20 protein-coding genes are annotated in these 24,033 nt (G+C 42.2%); 8 read left to right on the forward strand and 12 right to left on the reverse strand.

Going from position 1 to position 24,033, the window contains the following annotated elements; all coding sequences use genetic code 11:
* Positions 1 to 91 precede the first annotated feature (91 nt).
* On the reverse strand, positions 92 to 613 hold the full coding sequence (gene msrA, locus CAN34_RS03420; RefSeq protein WP_079692744.1) for a peptide-methionine (S)-S-oxide reductase MsrA: 522 nt from the start codon (positions 611 to 613) through the stop codon (positions 92 to 94).
* A 215-nt stretch (positions 614 to 828) separates the two neighbouring features.
* On the opposite strand from msrA, the gene cmoA reads away from it, so the two are divergent.
* The 3 genes from cmoA (at position 829) to CAN34_RS03435 (ending at position 3,991) form a co-directional block, all read left to right on the forward strand.
* Positions 829 to 1,629, forward strand: a complete 801-nt coding sequence (gene cmoA / locus CAN34_RS03425) for a carboxy-S-adenosyl-L-methionine synthase CmoA (RefSeq protein ID WP_089554459.1) — start codon at positions 829 to 831, stop codon at positions 1,627 to 1,629.
* Between the two features lie 84 nt (positions 1,630 to 1,713).
* Positions 1,714 to 2,763, forward strand: coding sequence for a tRNA 5-methoxyuridine(34)/uridine 5-oxyacetic acid(34) synthase CmoB (cmoB, locus tag CAN34_RS03430; RefSeq protein ID WP_089554460.1), 1,050 nt, complete (start codon positions 1,714 to 1,716; stop codon positions 2,761 to 2,763).
* Positions 2,764 to 2,806: 43 nt separating this feature from the next.
* Positions 2,807 to 3,991 carry a DUF1176 domain-containing protein gene (locus CAN34_RS03435; RefSeq protein ID WP_089554461.1) on the forward strand — a complete coding sequence of 395 codons (1,185 nt, stop codon included), beginning with the start codon at positions 2,807 to 2,809 and terminating at the stop codon, positions 3,989 to 3,991.
* A gap of 24 nt (positions 3,992 to 4,015) precedes the next feature.
* Here CAN34_RS03435 and CAN34_RS03440 read toward each other — a convergent pair whose 3' ends face one another.
* The gene (locus tag CAN34_RS03440; RefSeq protein ID WP_079692740.1) at positions 4,016 to 4,234 is read right to left on the reverse strand and encodes a DUF2788 domain-containing protein; all 219 of its coding nucleotides are present in this window, start codon (positions 4,232 to 4,234) and stop codon (positions 4,016 to 4,018) included.
* 439 nt (positions 4,235 to 4,673) lie between these two features.
* Between CAN34_RS03440 and argS the strand changes: the two genes are divergently transcribed.
* The 3 genes from argS to CAN34_RS03455 all read left to right on the forward strand — a co-directional run bounded on the left by argS (position 4,674) and on the right by CAN34_RS03455 (position 8,597).
* Entirely contained in the window at positions 4,674 to 6,503 is a 1,830-nt protein-coding gene (gene argS / locus CAN34_RS03445) for an arginine--tRNA ligase (RefSeq protein ID WP_089554462.1), read from the forward strand.
* A 69-nt stretch (positions 6,504 to 6,572) separates the two neighbouring features.
* Positions 6,573 to 7,397 (forward strand): SPOR domain-containing protein, encoded by an 825-nt coding sequence (locus tag CAN34_RS03450; protein ID WP_089554463.1) that lies wholly within the window; start codon positions 6,573 to 6,575, stop codon positions 7,395 to 7,397.
* A 102-nt stretch (positions 7,398 to 7,499) separates the two neighbouring features.
* On the forward strand, positions 7,500 to 8,597 hold the full coding sequence (locus CAN34_RS03455; protein ID WP_254423071.1) for a PTS transporter subunit IIC: 1,098 nt from the start codon (positions 7,500 to 7,502) through the stop codon (positions 8,595 to 8,597).
* A 167-nt stretch (positions 8,598 to 8,764) separates the two neighbouring features.
* On the opposite strand, the gene CAN34_RS03460 is transcribed toward CAN34_RS03455, so the two are convergent.
* From CAN34_RS03460 to rdgB, 6 genes are all read right to left on the reverse strand, one after another.
* The gene (locus tag CAN34_RS03460; protein WP_089554465.1) at positions 8,765 to 9,751 is read right to left on the reverse strand and encodes a c-type cytochrome; all 987 of its coding nucleotides are present in this window, start codon (positions 9,749 to 9,751) and stop codon (positions 8,765 to 8,767) included.
* Positions 9,752 to 10,211: 460 nt separating this feature from the next.
* Entirely contained in the window at positions 10,212 to 11,231 is a 1,020-nt protein-coding gene (locus tag CAN34_RS03465; protein ID WP_089554466.1) for an SDR family oxidoreductase, read from the reverse strand.
* 243 nt (positions 11,232 to 11,474) lie between these two features.
* Positions 11,475 to 12,788, reverse strand: coding sequence for an ATP-dependent protease ATP-binding subunit ClpX (gene clpX, locus CAN34_RS03470; RefSeq protein ID WP_089554467.1), 1,314 nt, complete (start codon positions 12,786 to 12,788; stop codon positions 11,475 to 11,477).
* A 210-nt stretch (positions 12,789 to 12,998) separates the two neighbouring features.
* The gene (gene clpP, locus CAN34_RS03475) at positions 12,999 to 13,646 is read right to left on the reverse strand and encodes an ATP-dependent Clp endopeptidase proteolytic subunit ClpP (RefSeq protein ID WP_302476510.1); all 648 of its coding nucleotides are present in this window, start codon (positions 13,644 to 13,646) and stop codon (positions 12,999 to 13,001) included.
* Between the two features lie 504 nt (positions 13,647 to 14,150).
* Entirely contained in the window at positions 14,151 to 15,494 is a 1,344-nt protein-coding gene (tig, locus tag CAN34_RS03480; RefSeq protein ID WP_079692732.1) for a trigger factor, read from the reverse strand.
* 367 nt (positions 15,495 to 15,861) lie between these two features.
* Positions 15,862 to 16,515, reverse strand: coding sequence for an RdgB/HAM1 family non-canonical purine NTP pyrophosphatase (gene rdgB, locus CAN34_RS03485; protein ID WP_089554469.1), 654 nt, complete (start codon positions 16,513 to 16,515; stop codon positions 15,862 to 15,864).
* A gap of 547 nt (positions 16,516 to 17,062) precedes the next feature.
* Here rdgB and CAN34_RS03490 point away from each other — a divergent pair.
* The gene (locus tag CAN34_RS03490; protein ID WP_079692730.1) at positions 17,063 to 17,692 is read left to right on the forward strand and encodes a superoxide dismutase; all 630 of its coding nucleotides are present in this window, start codon (positions 17,063 to 17,065) and stop codon (positions 17,690 to 17,692) included.
* A gap of 82 nt (positions 17,693 to 17,774) precedes the next feature.
* Here CAN34_RS03490 and CAN34_RS03495 read toward each other — a convergent pair whose 3' ends face one another.
* The 4 genes from CAN34_RS03495 to CAN34_RS03510 are packed head-to-tail and all read right to left on the reverse strand — an operon-like array spanning position 17,775 to position 21,079.
* The gene (locus CAN34_RS03495) at positions 17,775 to 18,515 is read right to left on the reverse strand and encodes a DUF4145 domain-containing protein (RefSeq protein WP_089554470.1); all 741 of its coding nucleotides are present in this window, start codon (positions 18,513 to 18,515) and stop codon (positions 17,775 to 17,777) included.
* 54 nt (positions 18,516 to 18,569) lie between these two features.
* Positions 18,570 to 19,454 carry a DUF72 domain-containing protein gene (locus tag CAN34_RS03500; RefSeq protein ID WP_254423072.1) on the reverse strand — a complete coding sequence of 295 codons (885 nt, stop codon included), beginning with the start codon at positions 19,452 to 19,454 and terminating at the stop codon, positions 18,570 to 18,572.
* A gap of 45 nt (positions 19,455 to 19,499) precedes the next feature.
* The gene (locus CAN34_RS03505; RefSeq protein ID WP_089554471.1) at positions 19,500 to 19,997 is read right to left on the reverse strand and encodes a diacylglycerol kinase; all 498 of its coding nucleotides are present in this window, start codon (positions 19,995 to 19,997) and stop codon (positions 19,500 to 19,502) included.
* Between the two features lie 53 nt (positions 19,998 to 20,050).
* Entirely contained in the window at positions 20,051 to 21,079 is a 1,029-nt protein-coding gene (locus CAN34_RS03510; RefSeq protein ID WP_089554472.1) for a polyprenyl synthetase family protein, read from the reverse strand.
* 737 nt (positions 21,080 to 21,816) lie between these two features.
* Between CAN34_RS03510 and fadB the strand changes: the two genes are divergently transcribed.
* Positions 21,817 to 23,976, forward strand: a complete 2,160-nt coding sequence (gene fadB, locus CAN34_RS03515; RefSeq protein ID WP_089554473.1) for a fatty acid oxidation complex subunit alpha FadB — start codon at positions 21,817 to 21,819, stop codon at positions 23,974 to 23,976.
* Positions 23,977 to 24,033: the final 57 nt, after the last annotated feature.

Here is a 24,033-nt window from a genome sequence, read left to right on the forward strand (position 1 = left end):
TAGTACTTGGCCTTTTATGAAAGATTTAGATTACAGGTTAAATTAAAACTTTTAACCATCCATTTAACCTATTGTTTAGCTGATCATCATTCTAGTTCGTCATATACTGACTAAACTCTTTGCGTAGCTTGGCAAGCTTAGGCGGAATGGCAAAGTTACAGTAAGCTTGACCAGGGTTTCTGTTGAAAAAGTCTTGATGAGCTTCTTCAGCTTCATAGAACTCAATTGCAGGATGTACCTCAGTAACGATATTAAGCCCCATATCTCGTAGCTTATTGATGGTGCGATCGATGGTTGGCTTTTGTGCTTCATCCGTGTAATACACGACGCTGCGGTACTGGCTGCCGACATCATTACCTTGACGGTCCTTAGTGGTAGGATCGTGCGTACCAAAGAAGACATCAAGTAGCACCTCTAGTGGTAGAACAGACTCATCAAAGGTGATGTTAATAACTTCGACGTGTCCAGTATTGCCGCCACATACCGCCTGATAATTAGCCGTGGCTGACTCGCCGCCCATATAGCCTGATACTACTGACTGTACGCCTTTTAGGGCTAAGAATACGGATTCGGTGCACCAAAAACAGCCACCGCCTAAGATAATATTTTGCATAGTTCTTCCTATTCTTATTACTATAAAATATGAGCCAAGCATGTTTGCCAAATCTAGTCTGCTTAGCGATATACATTTAGCTTAACAGCGCAGTTGCCTGCAATAAGTAACAAACAGTAATGTTATAATGTGCTTTTGCTACGTTGAGCAGCTCTCAATTAATAGCATCAAACAAAACTGCTAAATACTTCTAATCTAAGTTCTACTATCAAAGAATGAGTCGCACCATGAGCCAATCTAAGCCTGCTATTATTAAACACGATACCCTATTTGACAAACCGTTCACTACACCACTAGACAAAGCGGCGCGCTTTTCCTTTGATGAGCAAGTGGTGGCTTGTTTTCCAGATATGATTCGTCGTAGCGTACCGGGTTATGGTCAAGTGCTTGCGATGCTACCGATATTTGCCCGTCGTCATTGTAAGTATCGCCAACAGGGTGATAATGGTCAGCGTGTCAGCCGCATTTATGATTTGGGCTGCTCGCTTGGCGCGGCAAGCATGACTTTAGCTGGCGAGTTTGAGCCGCAAGATTTGCAGATTAAAGCGATTGATATATCGCCGGCGATGACCGCTGAAGCAACTATCTTACTGAGTGATAATTATCCTGAGCATGATATAGAAGTTATCACTGCTGATATTCGTAATGTTGAGCTTGAGCCATGTGATATGGTGATTTTAAATTTAACTTTACAGTTTTTACCAGCTGCCGATAGAGTAGCAGTGCTAGAGAAGATTTATGCCGCATTAAGCGAAGGCGGCATACTGGTATTGACTGAAAAAACTCATGCTTTTGATGAGCAGTATGATGCGTGGTTGGTTGAGCGTTATTATGACTTTAAACGCGCCAATGGTTACACCGAGATGGAAATCAGTGGCAAACGTAATGCGCTAGAAAACGTCCTCATTACCGATACTTTAGATGAGCATCATACGCGTTTGTCACAGGTTGGTTTTGAGCGTCATTTAACGTGGTTTCAGTTTTTAAATTTTGTATCCATCGTGGCGTTTAAATAATACTTACGCGCGATGTAAATAACGCTTAGCTTTTTAAAAAATACTTTTTACACTATCTTTTGATCAACACGGTAATCCGCTTTTATGCTTAACGACACTATTCTCCACGCTGAACGTGAACTGTATTTAACCTTGTTGACACTGGCACAGCAACAGCCCATGGCTTATGAGTGGCTCAAGCAGTTACCAACGTGGTTAAATGATATAAAAGACAAAGCCAATTATGCCCATGCGCCTGCTTATCAAGCGTCGGTAGCACGATTGCCAAAATTATCCGTCGATAATGTACAGTTAGATAGCGATATATTGACAGTCAATGCACAGTTGCGTGACTCTGAGCGTAAACAAGCGACTGCTTTGTTAAAGCAACTGATGCCGTGGCGTAAAGGACCTTTTCAAATCGGTAGTCAGATTGGTAGTGATCAGAATAAAGGGGAGCAAGCCGAGCCAATTTTCATCGATACTGAATGGCACAGTGATTGGAAATGGCAACGAGTTGCGCCGCATTTAGGTAATTTAAAAGGACGTCGCGTTCTAGATGTGGGCGGTGGCTCTGGTTATCATGGTTGGCGTATGGCAGGCGCAGGAGCGGATACGGTTATTATTATTGATCCGTCGTGCTTGTTTTATCATCAGTTTATGGCGATTCGTCATTTTGTGGGAGCGGCAGATAGCTATCGTACCCATTATATTCCGGTGCCACTGGAGGCTTTACCTGAAAATAGCCAGTTGTTTGATACGGTGTTTAGTATGGGCGTGCTTTATCATCGCCAATCGCCATTTGAGCATTTACAACAGCTGAAAGGACAATTGGTCAAAGGTGGCGAGCTGGTGCTTGAAACTTTAGTGATTGAAGGCGATGCTAATACCGTACTGGTGCCACATGACCGTTATGCGCAGATGAATAATGTGTATTTTTTACCGTCTGTAGCGGCACTTATTGGCTGGTTAGAGAAAGCTGGCTTTACCGATGTGCGCTGCGTCGATGTGGCAGTGACCTCGACCGATGAGCAGCGCAAAACGGAATGGATGAACTACCATTCGTTAGCGGACTTTTTAGATGTTAATGATTCGACAAAGACCATCGAAGGATATCCTGCTCCCATGCGTGCAACGATCATTGCAAAAAAATAGCACTTACGACGGCAGGCGGTCATGAAAACAAGGAGAAGAGATTATGAAAATATCGACTACTGTGATTATGATTGCTGTCAGTTTATTACCACTACCTACAATGGCGTATGATGCTTATGGCACGCCGTTTGAAGGTTGGGGGTTTGTCAAAGACGACTGGCAACTGGTCTGTGATAATACCTTGACTTGCCGAGCAGCAGGTTATGCAGATGAAGGTTTAGTATCTGAAGAAATACTTTCAGCTAGTATATTGTTGACGATCGTAGCCGGTGAAAAACTGCCTAGTGCAGAAGTTGTTTTGAGTAGCGAGGACTATGATGAGCAAGAAAAATTGGTGAGTGATCAACTATCAGAAAATACTGACAATGTTGAGCTGTCATTAAATGATAAATCTTATGGTATGGTGCAGTTTTCAGCTGACGGAAAAGGGCAGTTAAGTCGCGCCCAACTACAGCAACTGCTCAAACTTGCTAACCAGAATACTAAGATACAGTTCACATCAGGAATTTACAAATGGCAAGTATCGGACAAAGGATTGGCGGCGGTATTGCTAAAACTTGACGAAGTACAGGGTCGCATAGGTACGCCGCTAGCATTTATCAGTAAAAACAATCCCAATCGACAAACACCTAAAAAAGCGTTGAAAATACCTATCGTTAAAAAAGACTATAGCTATTTAGGCGATGCCGCGCTAGAAGCAGGTCAGCAAGCGCTCGACCCAAAAAAACTGGCGTACTTTCAAGCAAATATAAGTCGTTGGGTTGATATTAATTCTGAGCGGTTAATAGGCTCTGAAGATGGTATGGGAGATTGTGAGCTAGTTAATCCTAAAAGTGAGGCTTCTATCAACCTAGCGGAATATTCTAGTAATAATCTTGATTGGGATTTTACACCCGTTAATGCCAATTATACCTTGGCCAGTCACCTCTGTTGGCGCGGTGCCTATAATATGGGTGCAGGATTTTGGCTGATAATTCATGCTAAGCCAAGTAAGCCACAACTGATTACGACATCAGCGAGTGATTACTCTGATGGTGAAATTTCTGCTTTTCACAAGGATAGAGGGATAGGTGATTGCTGGAATAGCAGAACATGGGTATGGAATGGCAAAACCTTTGCACTAACGGAAGATTCTAGTACAGGAATGTGCCGAGGCTTTGCCGGTGGCGCATGGAATTTGCCAACTTACGTCAGTGAAGTCATAAGAAGTGATAACAAGGTTCAGTGAGTCGTGGCGGTACTTAAGCGGTACTTAAATAAACCACTTGTTAAAAGCCATTTCTAACAAGACCTTTAAGATAAAACCGATAAAACCAGCACCGAGGGCCAAAAACATCCAAAAGGTACCGGCACGACCAGCGCCGGACTGTTTTGATAAGTCCCAAATAATAAAAAATAAGAAGGCAATAAAGACGGGCAATAAAATGTAAAGTCCCCAGCTGGTGACGGTACTGGCAGCAATAGCAAACATAATTTTATCCTGTATAGAAAGTAGTAAAGTACTACGCTCTCTATTAGTTATTTTTATGACTTTTTAATGAAATACTTATAAATAGTTGAATAAGTATTCAAGAGTCACGATATGTAGAGAGAGTAGGCAATAAATGGCGTTATTATAACGCGGAATAGACTGGGTATAAATGTTTCGCCAACCTCAGGCAACAGGAACGCTACAATAGCTCTGACCCGCAAGTCATTTAGCGCTTATAATAATGATCAAAAGCAGTCATCAAAAACAGCTATCAAATAAAAGTCGTGACCATCAACTATAATAGTTAGCATTTTATGGCTATTTTTGCTTCAAATAGTGCAATAGCTTGTAAAGGTTGTTATATTTATAGGTTACTTATCTTTTCATCTTATTTTATATCCCATTAATTTTTTGTTTATTTATCTGAGTTTATAGTCCTATGTCACAAGCCCAAATTGATACGCTCGCCTCACTGTTTGACAGTGCGATTCAAGTCCTAAAAACTGACGGCGAACTACCGGCTGATTGGCAAAATAACAGCCAAATTACGCGTACTAAAGATGCCAGCCATGGTGACTTTGCGAGCAACATCGCCCTGACGGCTGCCAAAGCCGCTAAAGCTAATCCACGCCAAGTGGCTGAAAAAATCGTTAATGCCTTGCCTGAAAATCAAGATATCCGCCAAGTAGAAATCGCCGGTCCAGGATTCATCAATGTATTTTTGAATAGCGACGCCAAATTTGCGGTGTTAGACGATATCTTTAATCTGCAAGAACGCTTTGGTTTAAGCAAGCAGTTTGACGGGCAAAAAGTACAAGTTGAATTTGTCTCTGCCAATCCAACGTCGAGCTTACATGTTGGGCATGGGCGCGGTGCTGCATTTGGTATGAGCGTATCAAACTTGCTTGAAGCGATTGGCTATGACGTCACGCGTGAGTATTATGTCAACGATGCCGGTCGGCAGATGGATATCCTAGCCACCAGTACTTATTTGCGTTATTTAGAGATTAATAACGAAACAGTTATCTTCCCATCAAACGCGTATGTCGGTGATTATGTCCGCGATATCGCAGCAACGCTAAAAGTGCAGCATGGTGATAGCTACGTTCATAGTTTTGCAGAAGTTGCTAAAGATGTGCCAGAAGATGCACAATATGAGATAAATTCTGATGGCGAAAAAGTACTGCTATCAGGTGATAAAGAAGCCCATATCGACGGTCTGATTGTCAATAGCAAAGCATTACTTGGTGAAAGCTATGAGCTATTTTTAAATGCAGCATTGAATAGTATTTTGGCTGATATCAAAGACGATCTAAATGACTTCGGTGTAAGCTACCAATGCTGGTTTAGCGAAAGATCGATTGATAGTGAGATTGAGCCAGTCTTACAGATTTTAGATGACAAAGGCTATCTGTACGAAAAAGACGGGAATATTTGGTTTAAATCGACTGATTTTGGTGATGAAAAAGACCGTGTAGTACGCCGCGCCAACGGACAAAGTACGTATTTTGCTTCTGATATCGCTTATCATAAAAATAAGTTCGATCGTGGTTTTGACAAAGTCATTAACGTTTGGGGCGCAGACCATCATGGTTATGTGCCACGTGTAAAAGCTGCCTTGTTGGCACTTGGTATCGATGCTGATCGTCTTGATGTGGTACTGGTACAGTTTGTCGCATTATGGCGCGGTAGCGAAAAAGTGCAAATGTCATCACGTTCTGGCAAATTTGTCACCTTACGTGAGCTGCGTCATGAAGTTGGCAATGATGCGGCGCGTTTTTACTATGTCGCACGTAAGCCTGAAGTGCATGTTGACTTTGATTTAGAGCTGGCCAAATCGCAAAGTAAGGACAATTTGGTTTACTACATTCAGTATGCGCATGCGCGCGTTTGCCGCGTCCTTGAGAAATTAGTGAGCAGTGGTTTAAATGTTGATGATGCTATTGGTGCCGAGCAGCAGCAGTTACTCACTGCGCCTAGCGAAGATGAGCTGATTAAATTGCTTGCTGCTTATCCAGCTACTTTGCTACGCTCAGCGACAGGCTATGAGCCGCATATATTGACCAACTATCTTAAAGAATTAGCCGCACTATTTCATGGTTGGTACGACGGCAATCGCATCCTCCCGGTGAGTCTGACTTCAGGTGAAACACCGAGCGTAGATGAGATGGCTTTGATGCAAGCCCGTCTACGCTTGTCTAAAGCAGTACGGCAAGTATTGAGCAATGGGCTTGGTTTATTAGGGTTATCTGCACCGTCTAGCATGTAAGATAAAAGCAGACGATTGATAGTAATAATTCGACAATGACAGATATATTCAGTAGGGAGAACGAGATCCATGTTAGCCAAAAAACCAAAAGGTGCCACTGAAAAGCGCAAGACGAGTAGTGTGTCAGGCTTATTATGGATGTTTGTTGGAGCGGTTCTAACGCTCATGATTGGGGTATTTTTATACCTTTCACCATTGTTTAACTTTAGTCCTGGTGATAGCGCTGCCGGTACGGATCCTGATAAACAAATACAGCAAAGAGTCGACACGGATACTGATAATGGTGATTATGAGTTCTACGATATTTTACCCAATCAAGAAATGGCGACTATCCCTGATGAAGATTTCGGTAACACAGAAAACGGTCAAATAGGTCAAATTACAGATTTCGAACCTGATGTCGTTGTTAATCAATCTGAAAGTACTACCCCGAATAGTAACGATGATACCGGTAATTTTGGTATCTCTGAAAACACGACTATTGAACCCGGCCGCGGCAACAACGCTGCTACTGGCAATAACAGCGATGATATTGTCATTGTTGAAGAAGATGCGACTTACGATGGAACGCCAGCTACTAGCAATACGGCTGCTGGCTCAAACAGAACAAACACGGCGAATACAGGTAACGCGAGTATACAACCAGCCAAACCTGCTGCGACTTATATTTTGCAAATCAACAGCTTTGGTGATGCGGACGAAGCGGATCGTCGCCGTGCGCAAGTGCTTATGGCAGGTGTTGATGCTAGAGTGGTGAAGAACACCACTGGTAATGGCTTGCCTATTTATCAGGTTATCTCGCGCCCGATGAATAACCGCCAAGCAGTTGCTACTGCGCAGCAACGACTACAAAATAATGGTATTGATTCTATTATTGTTGAGCAGCGTCGTTAGGGTCGGTATTTTGGTGTGGTCTATCAAATAAAAAGCGTCACAACGACGCTTTTTTTATCCCTTTTTTTTAGAACATCCTATCAAACTTCATATAAGAGCATAATGATGACTGTCACCCATTCAGAAACTGTACCCGTCGGTATGATGAAAGCTTTCTTTCAAAAATACTTTATCGATGCCTTTACTGGCATGGCACTGGGACTTTTCGTGACCCTAATTGCTGGTCTTATTATCTCGCAAATCGGTGGCTGGCTAAATATACCAGCATTGATTGCGGTTGGTAAGCTGGCATCAGTATTGATGGGCGCGGGTATCGGTGTGGGCATCGCTTATTATCTCAAAGCACCAACCTTAGTGATGCTCAGTTGTTTAGTGGCGGGAATGTTGGGCGCACATTCCGAAGCGCTGATGGCGGGGACATTATTTACACCGCAAGTAGGCGGCCCTGCAACGTTTGTTGCGCTGCCTGGCAATCCGATTGGGGCTTATCTGACGTCAGTTTTCGCTTATCGGGCTGGTACATGGGTCGCTGGTAAGACTAAGCTTGATATTTTACTAGTACCGTTATTGGTATGCGCAGTGGCATTGGCAGTTTGCGCCCTACTTAATCCGCCTGTTGTTGCGGCTGTCAATGCGATTGGCCAAGGCATTCAAGCAGCAACGACCCTTCAGCCATTATTGATGGGTATTGTGATTGCTGTAGTGGTGGGCATTTTGCTGACCATGCCGACATCTAGTGCTGCTATTTGTATTGCGATTGGACTTGGTGGCGTAGCAGGCGGGGCAGCGGTAGTGGGCTGTGCAGCGCATATGATAGGTTTTGCGGTAGCAAGTTATAAAGATAATGGTATCAGCGGCGTGATATCTCAGGGTTTGGGAACCAGTATGCTACAGATTCCCAATGTCCTCAAAAAACCTATCGTTTTATTACCCGCAGTGATAGCAAGTGCTGTCGTTGGTCCTATCGCGACCGTCGGTTTTGGGCTGGCATGTACGGCTACAGGAGCCGGTATGGGTACCGCCGGATTGGTCGGCGTGTTTGGTGTGATTGAAGCGTCACAAGAGATTATGAGCACGGGACAGTTATGGACGGCGATTATTTTATTGATGTTTGTATTACCTGCTGTGATTGCTGGTATGGTGGCATATATAATGCGCCGAGCTGGTTGGTTGGTCGATGGTGATATGAAACTGCCTTAGGTTGTTTATGCACAATGCACAATGCTCAATGCTCAATGCTCAATGCTCAATGCTCAATGCTTAAAGTTATCCTAATGATGACTCATAAAGAAAGCCCAGCTATTTAAACAGCTGGGCTTTCTTTATTCTATCTTTTATACAGGATTTATTTATAAAAGCTTTTAAAATTAACGACGCACATCTTTAGGTGCATCGCCGTTTGGCCAATCTTTATCTTTATTGGCTTTTACAGGGCGAGGCAAGTGGGTAAAGTAAGCAGCAATATCGACCGCTTCTTGATCGCTTAACGAGTTACCTTGACCAAATGGCATTTTACCTTTGATAAATGCAGCGGCAGTATAGGTACGTGCCATACCGGCACCATCATTGAATGACTTATCGCCCGCAACTGCTGGATAGATATAAGTACCATCGTCATTGTATTGGCCTTCACCTTCAACGCCATGACAGACGGTACATTTCTCTGCAAATAGTTTTTTACCATTATCAGTATTTGGCTCTAAGTTTTTATCAACTTTAACAAAGCCGCGGCCTTCAGGTGACACACCAAACGGCATATCTTGTGACAGCCAGCTCATGTAAGAAACCATCGCATTCATATCATCTGAAGCTAGATCAAGTGCTTTACCATTCATTGAACGCTCAAAACAACCATTAATTCGCTCTTGTATCGTATTGACGCGACCAGCTCGCGTACGATAAATGGGATAAATACTTGGCATGTTATTCCAAGGTGCAGCATAGGCCTCTGAGCCTTTGCCTAAGTGACAGCTGGTACAATTAAGCTGATTACCGACGTTATCTGGCATTTCTTTGTAGGTATTGGTAGCGATTAGTAGACCACGGCGTACCGCTGCGCCATATTCGTCATCAGGAATAGTAGATTCGTCCGGCATTTTGATAGAAGGTTTGCCAGCTGCTGTAGCGTCGCCCCCTGCGCTAGCAGTCGTGTCATTGGCAGCTGGCATACTACCTTTTAATGTATCGGCATATGCCTGAAGGTCTTTTACCCTTGCTATTGCTGCTGCTTCTTCGACACGGTCAACCGCTTTGACTTCATTACTATCGCTACAGCCGGTCACACTGGCTGCACTAATCGCAAAAATGGTGGCTATTAAAAAGGAGGAGGACTTGGCGCGAGGGAATGTTTTCATTAGAATATCCTTATCTTAAAAAATAATATGTAAATCTGAATTTATATGATAGTTTAGTTGCCATAATGGCAAAAATAACTTTTTATTTCGAATAGATAGAATGCTCATAGTGCCAAGAACAAGAGCAATGATTAGAACAATGACAAGTATGCTTAGGCATTCGTAGCAATCTTATTCAATAATCAGCCTAACTCTACCTATCGAAATATAACAAGTAATTAATCTGTAAGCTGCTAGTAACATAATTGTACCAAATACAAATACGTAAAGTGTTTCAAAATTAAAAATAATAACCTATTTAGTAAATTAAAGATAAAATTTAGGTATATTGCCTATTATTTATAAAGTGTTTATTATTTTAATGATTAAAAAAGGGCTTAAACGTTATCTGCGTTTAAGCCCTTTTTGTATGGATGTTCTTTATCATTGCTGATTTAGCTCTAAGTTATTTAGCTTCAAGTTATTTAGCAATAACCGCCTTACGGACAGTAGTTTTTTTATGGTTTTTACCTTTTAACTTCCGAGAAATTTTATTGATGTCATTGAGCACTTTGCTATAACGTGCTGGGAACACACGCTGGACAGCATCCATCATTTTGGCATCATTTCCAATCAAGCAGCGCGGCTGGTTCGTCGCTGCGGCATGCAAAATAACCCATGCGGCCTTGCTGGCATCAAATTTTAAAAACTTATTAAAACTACTAATGGCTTTGCTGCCGCCGCGCATACCGATATCTTTGATGCTGTCGTTACCACGCGCGCTATTGGCGATGTTGGTTCTAATACCACCAGGATGAATACAGGTTGCTGACACACCGCAATGCTGAATATCTAGCTCTTGGCGCAAACTCTCGGTAAAGCCACGTACGGCAAATTTACTGGCGTTATAGGCAGATTGTGAAGGCTGAGCAGTCAAACCAAAGAGGCTTGAGATATTGACGATATGACCATGTTCTTTAAACTGGCGACATTTATTATCTTTATTGGCAAATTCGCTTTCTTTGACGCTATTTTTAATTAACGGCAAAAATGCTTTGGTGCCATAGACTACGCCCCAAAAATTGATATCCATTACCCATTCAAGTTCGCTAATGCTACTGCCTTCGACCGTCGAATACAGCGCTACGCCTGCATTATTAAAGATAAAATTCACTTTGCCATGCTCTGCCATGACATTATCCGCCCAAGCCTCAACGGCCTTGTTATTTGAGACGTCGAGTACCGTGGTAGTCGCTTTAATATCGTAACCAACGAGCAGCTCTTTGGTTTGTAGTAGCTGCTCGGCGTTGATATCAGATAACGCCACATGACAGCCCATTTTTGCTAAATGAATGGCAAGCTGACGTCCCATACCAGATCCTGCACCCGTAATAGCAGCGACATGGTTATGATAATAAGGAGCAATGTCATGGTCTGCATTGGTAGAAAAAGGCAGATGTTGACGTAGTGAGGTTGCTAGAGCAGATACGTTATTAAGCATGATAAACAGTCCTTTGTCTCATTAATAATATTACTAGATAATAGAGGCTTACTAGCGTTTCTACCTTAGCATGATTTATGATGAGGACTGATGGCGATTGATAGACGCCGCTGTCATTTTTATCCAGTACATTGGCTGCAATAAAAAAATGAAAAAATAAGCAGACATAAAAAGAGCGTCTAGCATAAGATATGATAGACGCTACTAATTTAATGACAGTTTTAATAAAGCAAATAAGACCCTTTAAGCGTCTATTGCTATCTGTTCTGAGTCATCATTAGAAAAGGTGATTTCAGGGATTTTACCTTCGTTAATTACTTGCTCATCAACGAGTACTGTCTTAGCATCTTTCATAGAAGGCAGCTCATACATCGTCTCAAGAAGGGCATTTTCAACGATAGAGCGCAGTCCACGAGCACCAGTTTTGCGTGCCATGGCTTTTTTAGCAATCGCATCAAGCGCTTCTTTGGTAAACGTAATGTCAGCGCCTTCCATATCAAACAGATACTTATACTGCTTAACCAAAGCATTTTTAGGCTCCGTCAATATTTGAACCAATGCATCTTCGTCCAGCTCTGTAAGCGCAGCAAGGACAGGAAGACGACCGATTAGCTCAGGAATAAGCCCAAACTTAATCAAATCTTCAGGCTCTACTTGTTGCAGCAGCTCTGAGCTACGTTTACTATCGTCTTTTGAGCTCACATCAGCATTAAAGCCAATGCCTGTTTTTTCCGTACGCTGCTGAATGACTTTATCAAGGCCAGCAAACGCGCCACCAACGATAATCAAGATATTGCTGGTATCAACTTGGATCAGCTCTTGCTGTGGATGCTTACGACCACCGTGCGGCGGAATAGCAGCAACCGTGCCTTCGATGAGCTTTAGCAAAGCTTGCTGAACGCCTTCGCCTGACACATCACGCGTGATAGAAGGGTTGTCACCTTTTTTGCTGATTTTATCAATCTCATCGATATAGATGATGCCTTGTTCCGCTTTACTGACATCATAATCTGATGCTTGTAATAGCTTCTGCACGATGTTTTCAACGTCTTCGCCGACATAACCTGCTTCGGTTAAAGTCGTCGCATCTGCCATCGCAAAAGGCACATCGAGTAGACGTGCTAAGGTTTGGGCAAGTAATGTCTTACCAGAACCTGTAGGACCAATCAGCAAGATGTTGCTTTTCGACAATTCAACCATCGCATCATCAGCGCCGATCTTAGCTTTTTTGCTGTCATTGGCTAAAGTTTGGCTAACTTTTAGACGCTTATAATGGTTATAAACGGCAACAGCCAAGGCTTTCTTGGCAGCATCCTGTCCGATGACGTACTCATCAAGCTTGGCACGCAATTCTTTTGGCGTTGGTAGCTTTTTATTGACCCAAGAAGTATCAATGTCGCTATCGTCATCACCATTTTCGTCAGTGTCGGCAATGAGATCAGTACACAGCTCAATACATTCATTACAGATATTGGCATCGTCAGCAGCAATCAGCTGCTTCACTTCACTTTTTTCTTTGCCGCAAAACGAGCACTGCGGGGTATTATCTTCTGCCATAAAAGGCGCTCCTAAAATTTAATGCTTATAAATATTCTGAATGTCTACGTCGATACTTGAGTGTGCTGCCATTAAGTTTAAATAGGGCATAACTAAGTTTAAATAGGGCATAATACTCAGGCATCGCGGCTTATCAAGGCTCTTATACGGTTACTAATATGGTAACTACAACTATTATAGTCACTATTTATAGTGACTATAAAACAGTGACTATAAAGAAGCAGGGCGACGCTCTAATACTTCATCGATCAGACCATATGCTTTGGCTTCTTTAGCATCTAGCCAATAATCACGCTCGACGTCTCTTTCAATTTTCTCTACCGGTTGCCCAGTACGCTCAGCCAAGATTTCATTTAAGCGAGCACGAGTTTTTAGGATTTCACGTGCATTAATTTCGATATCGGTTGCTTGACCTTGCGCACCGCCTGAAGGCTGGTGAATCATCACGCGAGCGTTGGCTAATGCGTAACGTTTACCTTTCTCACCAGCGGCCAATAGGAATGAACCCATGCTATACGCACCGCCCATACAAATGGTCGATACTTCAGGTTTGATAAAGTTCATGGTATCAAAGATTGCCAAACCAGCACTGACTGAGCCGCCTGGCGAGTTGATATATAAATGAATATCTTTATCAGGGTTTTCAGCTTCTAAAAATAGCAACTGCGCCACAATAAGATTGGCCATATGGTCTTCGACTTGACCGGTTAAAAAGATAACACGCTCACGCAATAGACGTGAAAAAATATCAAACGAGCGTTCACCACGTGCTGACTGCTCAACCACCATAGGAACCAATGCGCTTTGAGGGGCGCTCTGAGTATATTGCATGCTTTGAGCATCGTTGTGTGCACTCATCAACATATCAAAATGCGGGTTGGCAGTGATGCGATCATAATCTGTCATAAAAATATCCTGTTTATAAATATAAAAGATAAAAGGTAGAGGCTTGCAAATCGTTCATTTTTTATTGGTGTTTATCATTGTAAACATTGCTGGTTTGTAATAAAACTTACTAGCTAATAAAACCTATTGGGTTCAATGAAAATCTATATATGGTCAATAGCTGATAAATAATGGTACTGAACCGTAGCTGCTAAAAATAATTGAGCTAATGGTAACTTTTTTATCGGGACAATAGTAACTTTTTAATGTGACAAATGATAAATGACTCCCTATTAATAAGGGGTTTATGCGCATTTATCAAGGGCTGTACCGATAAACTATTCATAAAGATAGTATATAAGTTACCAATAAAAATGCCCTAACACATATGTTAGGGCATTGCGTTAGGGCATTTTTGGATCAATCTTAGCAATCAGTACCACTTAAAGGCAAGTTGCTAAGTTAGCGCTTGCTAAACTACATAGCTTGCTGCTGTTGTTGCTGAGCAGCCAATAGGTCTTGGTAGCTGACTTCTTTGTCAGTCACTTTACCTTGGCCAATCAGATAATCAACGACCTGGTCTTCTAGAACCACAGACTCAATGTTGGCGCGCTGTTGCTTGTCATTGGTATAGTACTCAATGACTTCGCTTGGATCTTCGTAGTTTTCTGCTGCTTCTTTGATGAAAGTTTCAACACGTTCTTGATCAACTTCTAAGCCTTTGGTATCGATAACACGAGCAACGATGATGCCAAGACGGGCAGCACGTAGCGCTTGTTCTTCAAACAGCTCATTTGGTAGCATGTCTTTATCGAAGCTATCCGCGTTTGCACCAAACTGCTGAGAAAAACGTTGCATCATCATGTTGCGTTGACGCTCGATTTCTTGCTCTAGCATGGCGTTTGGTACGTCAAACTCGTTTTTTTCTAGCAAAGCGTCAAAAGTCGCTTGCTTCACTTGGCTACGCGCAGCATTTTTGATTTCGCGTTCCATGTTTTTACGGACGTCATCTTTTAACTTCTCAACGCCACCTTCTTTGACACCAAATAGCTCAAGGAATTCTTCGTTGATTTCAGGTAGCTTAGATTTTTCAACCAATTTTACGTTGATTTTGAACTGAGCTTCTTTTCCAGCTAAATTTTCAGCTTGGTAATCTTCTGGGAAAGTCACGTCGATGGTTTTTTCTTCGCCAGCTTTCATGCCTTTGATGCCTGCTTCAAAACCTGGAATCATCTGGTTGCTACCGATAACCAGTTTGAAGTCTTCAGCAGAACCGCCTTCGAACTTCTCGCCATCGATAGAGCCTTCAAAGTCAAAGGTCACTTGATTGCCTTTGTCTGCTTTACCTTTTTTCTCAACGAATTCTTCACGTTGTTTTTGTAGGTTTTCAATCATGGTATCAACATCAGCTTCATCAACCTTGGCTGTGTGACGCTCAACTTCGATTTCATCGATACCTTGAACATCGACTTCAGGGAAGATTTCAACCGTTGCTTGATAAACCAAGAAATCATCTTCAAGTTTTACGTCGTCGATATTAGGCATGCCAACAGCGCGGATGTCTTCAGATTTGATCGCTTCAAAGACGGTATCACGGATGACGTCGTTGATCACTTCTTGTTGAATGCCAGCACCGTACTGTGAACGGATATGTGACATTGGGACGTTACCTTTACGGAAACCGTCAATCTTGGCAGTTTTCGCCACTTGACGAATACGACCTTCAACTTTGTTTTGAATCTTTTCAACGGGTACTTTAACCGTTAGCTGAGTTTCTTTGTTAGATAACTTGTTGGTTGTGACTTGTAAATCTGTAGCCATGATCATTACACCTTTAGGATTAAATAATAGACAACCATGCCTCAAAATATGGGCGTGTACGATTGGTTGCCGTTGGAATAAATAGGGGATAGTGATAGCTATTTTACCACCAATGCCTTGAGCAATCGCCTTTGGCACTGATATGAAAAATGATAAATCTTAATGGACGCTATCAAATATCAATATTAAACCGTTAATGGGTCGCATAATAACGCTTTTTGATGAATTATACAGACAAATAACGGCTTTCAACAAAATTTTAAAAGTAGAACAGTATAATCTATCTGATTATTAAAGTAAAAATTATCTCTTTAATAGCAGCTCGCAAGATTTCTATAGACCTTCCGCTACCTGCTATCAAATAAGGTTACAGCGGCAGTTGCGTCAATAATTGCTGAATCGCCTGACCGCGATGACTGATACGGTTTTTATCGGCAGCGCTTAAGCTGGCGGCAGTTGCTTGTAACTCTGGCAACCAAAATAATGGATCATAACCAAAGCCGCCATCACCATGAGGGGCTTCTAAAATCTCACCTTGCCATAAACCTTGCGCGATAATTGGTAGCGGATCATCGGCATGGCGCACCATTGCCAATACGCAAACAAATAGCCCTTTAATGGATTCGTCAGCCTGCTCAGCGCGGATAGGCTGTAAATCAGCGATAAGTTTGACGTTGTTTTTGTCATCGTTACCGTGCTCGCCTGCATAGCGCGCAGAGTAAATACCTGGTGCATTGCCTAATACGGGTACGCAAATCCCTGAATCATCAGCAATGGCAGGTAAACCACTAATACGACTGGCATGTCGCGCTTTAATAATGGCGTTTTCGATAAAACTCAAGCCATCTTCAATCGCATCGTCGATATCCAACTGTCCTTGCGGCACAACCGTCACATCTAAATTTGCTTCGGCAAACAATCTTTTAAACTCAGCCAGTTTGCCTTTATTATTACTGGCGAGCACCCACTGATTATGAGTGGTTGATTGGTTAGAAGATAGCGAAGTACTGGTAGCGCTCATTGGGTCTGTCCCGTTATATAGTAATAAAGAGTATGATCTGATTTTAACTGTTAGCTCTGTTCTAATGCTATTGTTTATTAATTTGTCATTTACGCAAATACTGGCTAAACCTGACGTTGAGCATTGCTACGCGGATAGTTGATAAATAACTACTGGCTATGCTAGTTGCACTTTTCATAACATTTGGTAACTGATATTTGTCGCGACTATTGCTATAATAGCTACCAAGCTATCGTGAATTATATCTTATAGCTTGTGAATATTAAGTTAATAAACGTTTAAAAAGCCAAGTATTTGGCTTTTGAGCGCACAGCAAGAAAAAAATAAGCGTTAATTTTGGATTCATAATAATACGTGATACTGTGTTAAACAATAACATGTAGTAAGCGATAAAATTCATTTCGAATAATAAACTCAGCCAATTTAGTTCGCTATTTTATAGAGTATTTTGCGTGGTAAAAATAGCGTAAAATTCGGTTTCTACAATCAGTTTCTATTAATCATTTTCTATAAAATCACAACTAAAACTAGCAAGGATAAAATAATTATGTCAAACGTTACTTTACCAAACCTACCGTATGCAAAAGACGCGCTTGAGCCACATATCAGTGCCGAGACGTTAGAATACCATCATGATAAGCATCATGCTGCTTATGTGAACAAATTGAACGAATTGCTACCAGGTTCTGGCCTAGAAGACAAAACTTTGTCAGAAATCATCGTAGCAACCGCGAAAGATGACAGCAAGCAAGGTATGTTTAACCAAGCAGCCCAAGTATGGAACCACACGTTCTATTGGAACTGCATGACGCCAGACAACGGCGGCGGCGAACCTACTGGTGATCTAAAAGCTAAAATCGAAGAAGATTTCGGTAGCTATGATAAATTCCGTGAAGAGTTCAAAAACGCAGCAATGACTCAGTTTGGTTCAGGTTGGGCATGGTTAGTTGCTGATAAAGTTGGCGGCAAACTGTCTATCGCTAAAACTGCTAACGCTGATACGCCACTTGCACATGACCAAGTAGCGGTATTGACTTGTGACGTGTGGGAACATGCTTACTACATCGATTATCGTAACCGTCGTCCTGACTATGTTGATACCTTCCTAGACAAACTAGTGAACTGGGACTACGCAAACGCAAAATATAAAGGTCAAGATGCTGGTGTTGAAGAGTAATCTTTAAGACTCAAGTATTTGATTAATAAAAAAGGACGCTGAGAGGCGTCCTTTTTTGGTTTGTATTTTAGAAACTAATAATTTATTTTTGCTTATCTCTTTGTTTAATATGTTCTTGCGTCTCTAAAGGAATTAAATCTTTATATAAGCTTTCAAGCTCTTTTGGTTTAGTAATTAGTTGATCCGCAATATAATTCAATATACTAAATAATTTCTCAGCAATCTCAGCATTATCGTCTAAGTTTATCTGCCCAGGATGTACTGCGTTGTTTCCTACCACTCTTAATAAGTCTAAAGCTTGCTGTATTGTAGGGCTTAATCCTTCCGTTACTAAGTCCTTTATATCATCATTAATTTTCTTCCCGCTCTTACCTATTTGTTTCAAAAGCATTTGAAGAGCTAAGCGCAAAAGAGCGGTAGAACCTTTTGGCGAATCCACTAAGATAGTTGAAGCTTCAATATAAAGAGCTTTTATACTTTCATCTAAGTCTTCGTTTGGTGGTGGAATTGTAGTTTTTTTAGGATAAACAAGCTCTTTATTTACCCACAATGTAAAGTTATTACATGCAGCGCAAGTTGCTACTGAGAAGCCTCTAGGTACGAATCTATAAAGTCTCGATTGCAAAGGATTTTTAATGCCTCTTAGGAAAACTAAGATTGCTTCTTGAGTATAATCACGTACTTGATTTCTATAATCTAGGTACAGGTTATTGATAATCTCGTTAGCTGTGCTACCTGCTTTATTCGCGTCAAACCATTCTTGAGTAGCAACGGTATTGCAGTGTGGACACTGAAACTTAATACTTTCATACTTAGGTAACATTTGGGACTCCGTAAATTAATAGCATATTACTCTGGTCAGAAGTTGAACTTGTGCTTATAGAACCTCAAACCCAAATTTCCCCAACGCCTCTCTCAACATCGCAATATTATAATAAGCATGCGCATTAACGGTATTTTGAAAGAAGATATATAACGTATCAAAATGCTGACGCTGATTGGCAATCGCTTGCGCCCAGTCGTTCATTTCAATCTCACTATAGCGATAATCATGACGGTCAGCTGCACTCATCGCATCCCACCAGTTTAGATTATTACCATGCATGCGCAGATAGCCAGTGCGCTGTGTAAATATCAGCCGTGACGGCGGTAGACCACTGACTTTGGGGTAATCAACGCTACACCAAATTAGCCCTTGCTCGGTAAAGCTGTCGACCACTTGCGGGGTATGCCAGCCGTTATGACGAAATTCAACGGCTAATGGATAATCTTTAAACCAGCTGACAAGATTGGCGAGATATAAACGATGCTCGCGAGTACGATCAAAGCCATGCGGGAATTGTAATAATAGTGGCGCTAGAGCATTGGCTTCGATAAGTGGTGTGAGGGCAGTCAGAAACGCTTGGGCATGTTCGGCAGTGCCTTTACGCGCATGCGTAAAGTCTTGATGGAGTTTGATCGCAAATTTTAATTCACTGTCTGCTTGCACATATGCTTTGTCGACCATACCTGCAAAGGCTCTTTGTCCGATAGGCGCGTAAAAGGTGCTATTGATTTCTACTGCACCGTATTGTTTGGCGTATTCACGTAAGAAGTCCGTTTTTTTGGTGCCAGTAGGGTAGAGCGTACCGAGTAAGTCGGTATCGCTATAACCACCAGTACCAAGGTATATCTTTGGTGAAGAATTGGAGGGATCAGTGGGATTACTGATAGTAGTGGCCTGATTTAAGGAGTTAGATGTCTTGGAACTATTATTAATCATAAATGAATTCCTTATCAGGCGAACTTTATCAGGTAAACGTTGAGGTTAAAAAAGCAAAGTAGATAAAGCCATAAGCCATAACACAAACAATAAGGTCAGTGCCAAAAACTGGGCGGCAGAGCCAACATCTTTGCCTATCTTTGCTAATGGATGCTGTGCAGTTGAAGTATGGTCGATACTTGCTTCAAGTCCTGTATTAAACAGCTCAACGATAATAGATAAAAAGGAGGCGATAAGCAGGATCATTTTTATAGTGATGGTCAAAGGGATGAATACGAGCGCAATGACCAAGACTAAATTGAGCCAAAATGCTTGTCGAAAAGCCGCTTCATTTTTATAGGCCGCCATAAAGCCATCGGCAGAGTAGCCAGCAGCTTTAACGATTCGCCCAAAGCCTACCTTACCTTTTACATTATCAGCGAAGCTTCCAGCAGTTTCCGTTCCCGCATCTGGTGTATGAGCAGCATGGTCATGATGATTGTGCTGATTAGGCGATCGAGAAATCGGCTGTTTATCAGAGTTAGGCTGTTTAAGGTCGCTCATATAGAAGTCTCAATCATCGTTGAAGAATAGCGGACAGTTTAGCACGCGTAAACTTACTTTTGTCTAGACCATAACCACTCAATTAATGCTAAAAGCGCGTTGTTTTCTGTGTTATCACCAAGCTCACGACCGCTCAGCTCACGATAGATTGCTGCGCGTCCGTCATCAAATAGCGATTGCGCGTATTTAGTCGCGTTATCAACGCCCATCAATTTAACATAGGTAGATTTATCTAGTTTCTCATCGCTACCAGCAGGCTTGCCTAACGCATCGGTGCTGGTAGTGACATCCAAAATATCATCTTGTACTTGAAAGGCGAGACCAATATGCTGGGCGCATTCTTGCAATGCCATACGCTGCGGAGCCGTAGCGCCAGCACAGATACCGCCCATCAGCATGGCCGCTTCAATCAACGCTCCCGTTTTATCACGGTGAATCGCTTCTAAATCGCTTTGTGAAATACCAGTAGTGGCTTCGGCATTGAGATCAAGCATTTGACCGGATACCATACGCCGTGCACGCGGGGCAAATATGGCGAATAGCTGGCTGGCGATAGCTGAATCAAAGGGCGCAAAGGTTGGCATCTCGGCGCTCAACACTTCAAAGGCTAATGTCTGCAATACATCACCTGCCAGTAGTGCCGTCGATTCTTCAAAGACGATATGAGCGGTCGGCTGCCCACGGCGCAGTTCGTCATCGTCCATACACGGCAAGTCATCGTGCACCAACGAATAAGTATGTAACAGCTCAACCGCTAAGGCAGCACGGCGACACATATCATAATCCGAGTCGTTTTCTAACAAAGCTTCCAAACCATCGGCGTTAGTCATGCTATTTTCACTATAATTATTATTATAGGTGCTAGCAAAGGCGCTGGCGACTAATAATGGGCGTACCAATTTACCTTGACCGGTCATCACATAGCGGCACGCATCAAGCAGTGGACTTGGCAGCTCAGCGTAAGCAAATAAAACGTCGATATCTTGCGTGAGTTGCGTGCGCACATCGTGATGAAACTGCTTAGTATTGGTAAAAGGCATAAAGCGGGTATCTGCAAGGTTTGGCGTAAAAGAAACAGTCATAATCCAACCATCTATCAGGTGAATAATAAAAATATCGTTAGTGTAGCATGATAGATTATATTCCTTGTGCCACACGTTGCCTCCGTGAATAATTTTTTACGCTTTAGTGTTAAAAAAACCGTTTGAACCACTGAAATACGATAACAAGCCGTTGTTACGTATTGGCGACTTAACTTAGCGGCTGAATATGTTTTGATAAGAGGTTACGTTAAGCGTTTGCTTTTCACGCGCTAATTCTAGTATACAAACAAACACTTAAGGCAGATTGCTAGTCAGGTAAAGGGCTGCTGCTGATTTAAGAGTGACTTGTGAGTATGGTATTAGCTTGTGACAGTCGGGGGCATAATCCCCTACACTAATTGGCGTGAAAATGATTTGGTGGCTAGAACGTGAGTTTTTGTGCAGATTGTTTGAGCAAAAATTTCATATAACACCGATTCTGATTCAAGATTTTGACTCAATTATCAAATCAATATCAGTATAAATATCAGTAACTGAAACAATAGTATATAAATAAAGCGTCCTATTTATTTGTGCTAACGCGGTAACATTAAGCATAGAAAATGAATATATAAACATGAGCGCTGGATAATAAAGACATCATCACTGCTCAAGCTAATTTGCTAAGTTTTATAAGTTAGTAATTGAGCAGTGCTTTTACTCGTTTTACGCACAATAACTGGCTATCTGTTTTATATTCTAAAACATAGCCTTTATTACATAGCAAGGAGTTCCAAATGGTATACCAAGGAAATCGCATTACGGTGACAATGCTAGAAGATGGCATCGCCAATATGCAATACAACGCCGAAAATGAGAGCGTGAATAAGTTCGATGCTGAAACTAATAAACAATTTGCTGAAGTGGTTAACGCGTTAGAAAAAGCGGATGACGTTAAAGGTTTAATCGTAACATCAAGCAAAGGCGTATTTATCGCTGGTGCTGATATTACAGAATTTGTGGCTTCTTTTAAGCAGCCAGAAGAAGAAATCAAAGATTGGGTTATTAATATTAATGACGCCTTTAATCGCTTTGAAGATTTGCCGTTCCCGAAAGTAGCTGCCATCAATGGCGCGGCACTTGGCGGTGGTTGTGAGATGACCTTGGTTTGTGAATACCGCGTCATGAGCGATAAAGCGATCATCGGTCTACCTGAAACCCAACTGGGTATTTTCCCAGGTTTTGGTGGTACGGTTCGTACTACCCGTGTCATCGGTATCGATAATGCGCTTGAGCTGATTGCGACTGGTACACCTAAAAAAGCACTGGATGCGCTAAAACTAGGCTTGGTTGATGCGACCGTTGCTGCTGATGATTTGCAAGATGCGGCGATTGACCTAGTTAAAAAATGTATCTCAGGTGAACTTGATTGGAAAGCGAAGCGTGAAGAGAAGCTGAATCCAGTTAAATTAAACCAGCTTGAGCAAGCGATGGCGTTTAACAGTGCAAAAGGTATGATCTTTGCAAAGGCCAATCCTAAACAGTATCCTGCGCCAGCACTTGCTATCGCGGCGATGGAAAAACACGTTAACTTACCACGTGATAAAGCGATTGAAGTAGAAGCTGCTGGTTTTGCAAAAGCGGCCAAAACCCCACAAGCAGAAAGCTTGGTTGGTTTATTCTTAAGCGATCAATTGGTTAAAAAACTAGCGAAGCAGCACAGCAAAAAAGCACATGAAATCAATGAAGCTGCGGTATTGGGCGCTGGTATCATGGGCGGCGGTATCGCTTATCAAGCAGCCAGCAAAGGCTTACCAATCATCATGAAAGACATCAAGTCTGAGCAATTAGACCTTGGTATGGGCGAAGCAAGCAAGTTACTTGGTAAAATGGTTGATCGCGGCAAAATGACCCCAACTAAAATGGGCGAAACCTTAAGCCGTATCCGTCCTACTTTGAATTATGGCGATTTTGCTGAGACTGATATCGTTATCGAAGCGGTCGTAGAAAATCCAAACGTTAAGCGTGCGGTATTAAAAGAAGTTGAAGGCTTGGTCAAAGACGATTGTATCTTAGCCTCAAACACCTCAACTATCTCTATTACCTTCTTGGCTGAAGCACTTGAGCGCCCAGAAAACTTCGTTGGTATGCATTTCTTTAACCCAGTACATCGTATGCCATTAGTGGAAGTTATCCGTGGCGAAAAGTCATCTGAAGAAGCGATTGCGACCACGGTTGCGCTAGCGTCTAAAATGGGCAAAGTGCCTGTTGTCGTTAACGATTGCCCAGGTTTCTTAGTTAACCGCGTATTGTTCCCATACTTTGGCGCCTTTGATTTGCTCCTTAAGCAAGGCGCTGATTTTGCCCATGTCGATAAAGTCATGGAAAAATTCGGCTGGCCTATGGGTCCTGCATACTTAATCGACGTTGTTGGTTTAGATACAGGCGTACATGGCGCAGAAGTGATGGCAGAAGGTTTCCCTGACCGTATGAAGCCTGATTATAAAGGTGCGATTGAGCTTTTATATGAAAACAAACGCTTAGGTCAGAAAAACGGCGTTGGTTTCTATAAGTATGAAATGGACAAACGCGGCAAGCCAAAGAAAGTTGCTGATGAAGCGACTTATGAGCTGTTAAAAACTACTACTGATAGCGACAAGCAAACGTTTGATGATCAAGCGATTATCGACCGCACCATGCTAGCGTTCTGTAATGAAACCGTCCGTTGCCTAGAAGACAATATCGTCAGCACGCCGTCAGAAGCGGATATGGCGATGATTATGGGCGTTGGTTTCCCGCCATTCCGCGGTGGCCCTTGCCGTTATATCGACCAAATGGGTCTAGATAACTACTTGGCACTGTGTGAAAAATATGCGCACCTTGGCAAAGCTTATGAAGCCCCGCAGAAGATTCGCGACATGGCAGCAGCAGGCGAGACCTTTTACGCCACCGCGTAATAGGCAGTCATTACTAGGATGAAGTGCAGTACACGTGCTCGATAAGATTACTGGTAA

Source organism: Psychrobacter sp. DAB_AL32B (genome assembly GCF_002224105.1).
In the GTDB taxonomy this organism is placed as follows: domain Bacteria; phylum Pseudomonadota; class Gammaproteobacteria; order Pseudomonadales; family Moraxellaceae; genus Psychrobacter.

Excerpts from the sequence above, each read along its gene's own strand:
- msrA (WP_079692744.1), bottom strand. The coding sequence starts at position 613 with ATGCAAAATATTATCTTAGGCGGTGGCTGTTTTTGGTGCACCGAATCC.
- cmoA (WP_089554459.1), top strand. The coding sequence starts at position 829 with ATGAGTCGCACCATGAGCCAATCTAAGCCTGCTATTATTAAACACGAT.
- cmoB (WP_089554460.1), top strand. The coding sequence starts at position 1,714 with ATGCTTAACGACACTATTCTCCACGCTGAACGTGAACTGTATTTAACC.
- CAN34_RS03435 (WP_089554461.1), top strand. The coding sequence starts at position 2,807 with ATGAAAATATCGACTACTGTGATTATGATTGCTGTCAGTTTATTACCA.
- CAN34_RS03440 (WP_079692740.1), bottom strand. The coding sequence starts at position 4,234 with ATGTTTGCTATTGCTGCCAGTACCGTCACCAGCTGGGGACTTTACATT.
- argS (WP_089554462.1), top strand. The coding sequence starts at position 4,674 with ATGTCACAAGCCCAAATTGATACGCTCGCCTCACTGTTTGACAGTGCG.
- CAN34_RS03450 (WP_089554463.1), top strand. The coding sequence starts at position 6,573 with ATGTTAGCCAAAAAACCAAAAGGTGCCACTGAAAAGCGCAAGACGAGT.
- CAN34_RS03455 (WP_254423071.1), top strand. The coding sequence starts at position 7,500 with ATGATGACTGTCACCCATTCAGAAACTGTACCCGTCGGTATGATGAAA.
- CAN34_RS03460 (WP_089554465.1), bottom strand. The coding sequence starts at position 9,751 with ATGAAAACATTCCCTCGCGCCAAGTCCTCCTCCTTTTTAATAGCCACC.
- CAN34_RS03465 (WP_089554466.1), bottom strand. The coding sequence starts at position 11,231 with ATGCTTAATAACGTATCTGCTCTAGCAACCTCACTACGTCAACATCTG.
- clpX (WP_089554467.1), bottom strand. The coding sequence starts at position 12,788 with ATGGCAGAAGATAATACCCCGCAGTGCTCGTTTTGCGGCAAAGAAAAA.
- clpP (WP_302476510.1), bottom strand. The coding sequence starts at position 13,646 with ATGAGTGCACACAACGATGCTCAAAGCATGCAATATACTCAGAGCGCC.
- tig (WP_079692732.1), bottom strand. The coding sequence starts at position 15,494 with ATGGCTACAGATTTACAAGTCACAACCAACAAGTTATCTAACAAAGAA.
- rdgB (WP_089554469.1), bottom strand. The coding sequence starts at position 16,515 with ATGAGCGCTACCAGTACTTCGCTATCTTCTAACCAATCAACCACTCAT.
- CAN34_RS03490 (WP_079692730.1), top strand. The coding sequence starts at position 17,063 with ATGTCAAACGTTACTTTACCAAACCTACCGTATGCAAAAGACGCGCTT.
- CAN34_RS03495 (WP_089554470.1), bottom strand. The coding sequence starts at position 18,515 with ATGTTACCTAAGTATGAAAGTATTAAGTTTCAGTGTCCACACTGCAAT.
- CAN34_RS03500 (WP_254423072.1), bottom strand. The coding sequence starts at position 19,454 with ATGATTAATAATAGTTCCAAGACATCTAACTCCTTAAATCAGGCCACT.
- CAN34_RS03505 (WP_089554471.1), bottom strand. The coding sequence starts at position 19,997 with ATGAGCGACCTTAAACAGCCTAACTCTGATAAACAGCCGATTTCTCGA.
- CAN34_RS03510 (WP_089554472.1), bottom strand. The coding sequence starts at position 21,079 with ATGACTGTTTCTTTTACGCCAAACCTTGCAGATACCCGCTTTATGCCT.
- fadB (WP_089554473.1), top strand. The coding sequence starts at position 21,817 with ATGGTATACCAAGGAAATCGCATTACGGTGACAATGCTAGAAGATGGC.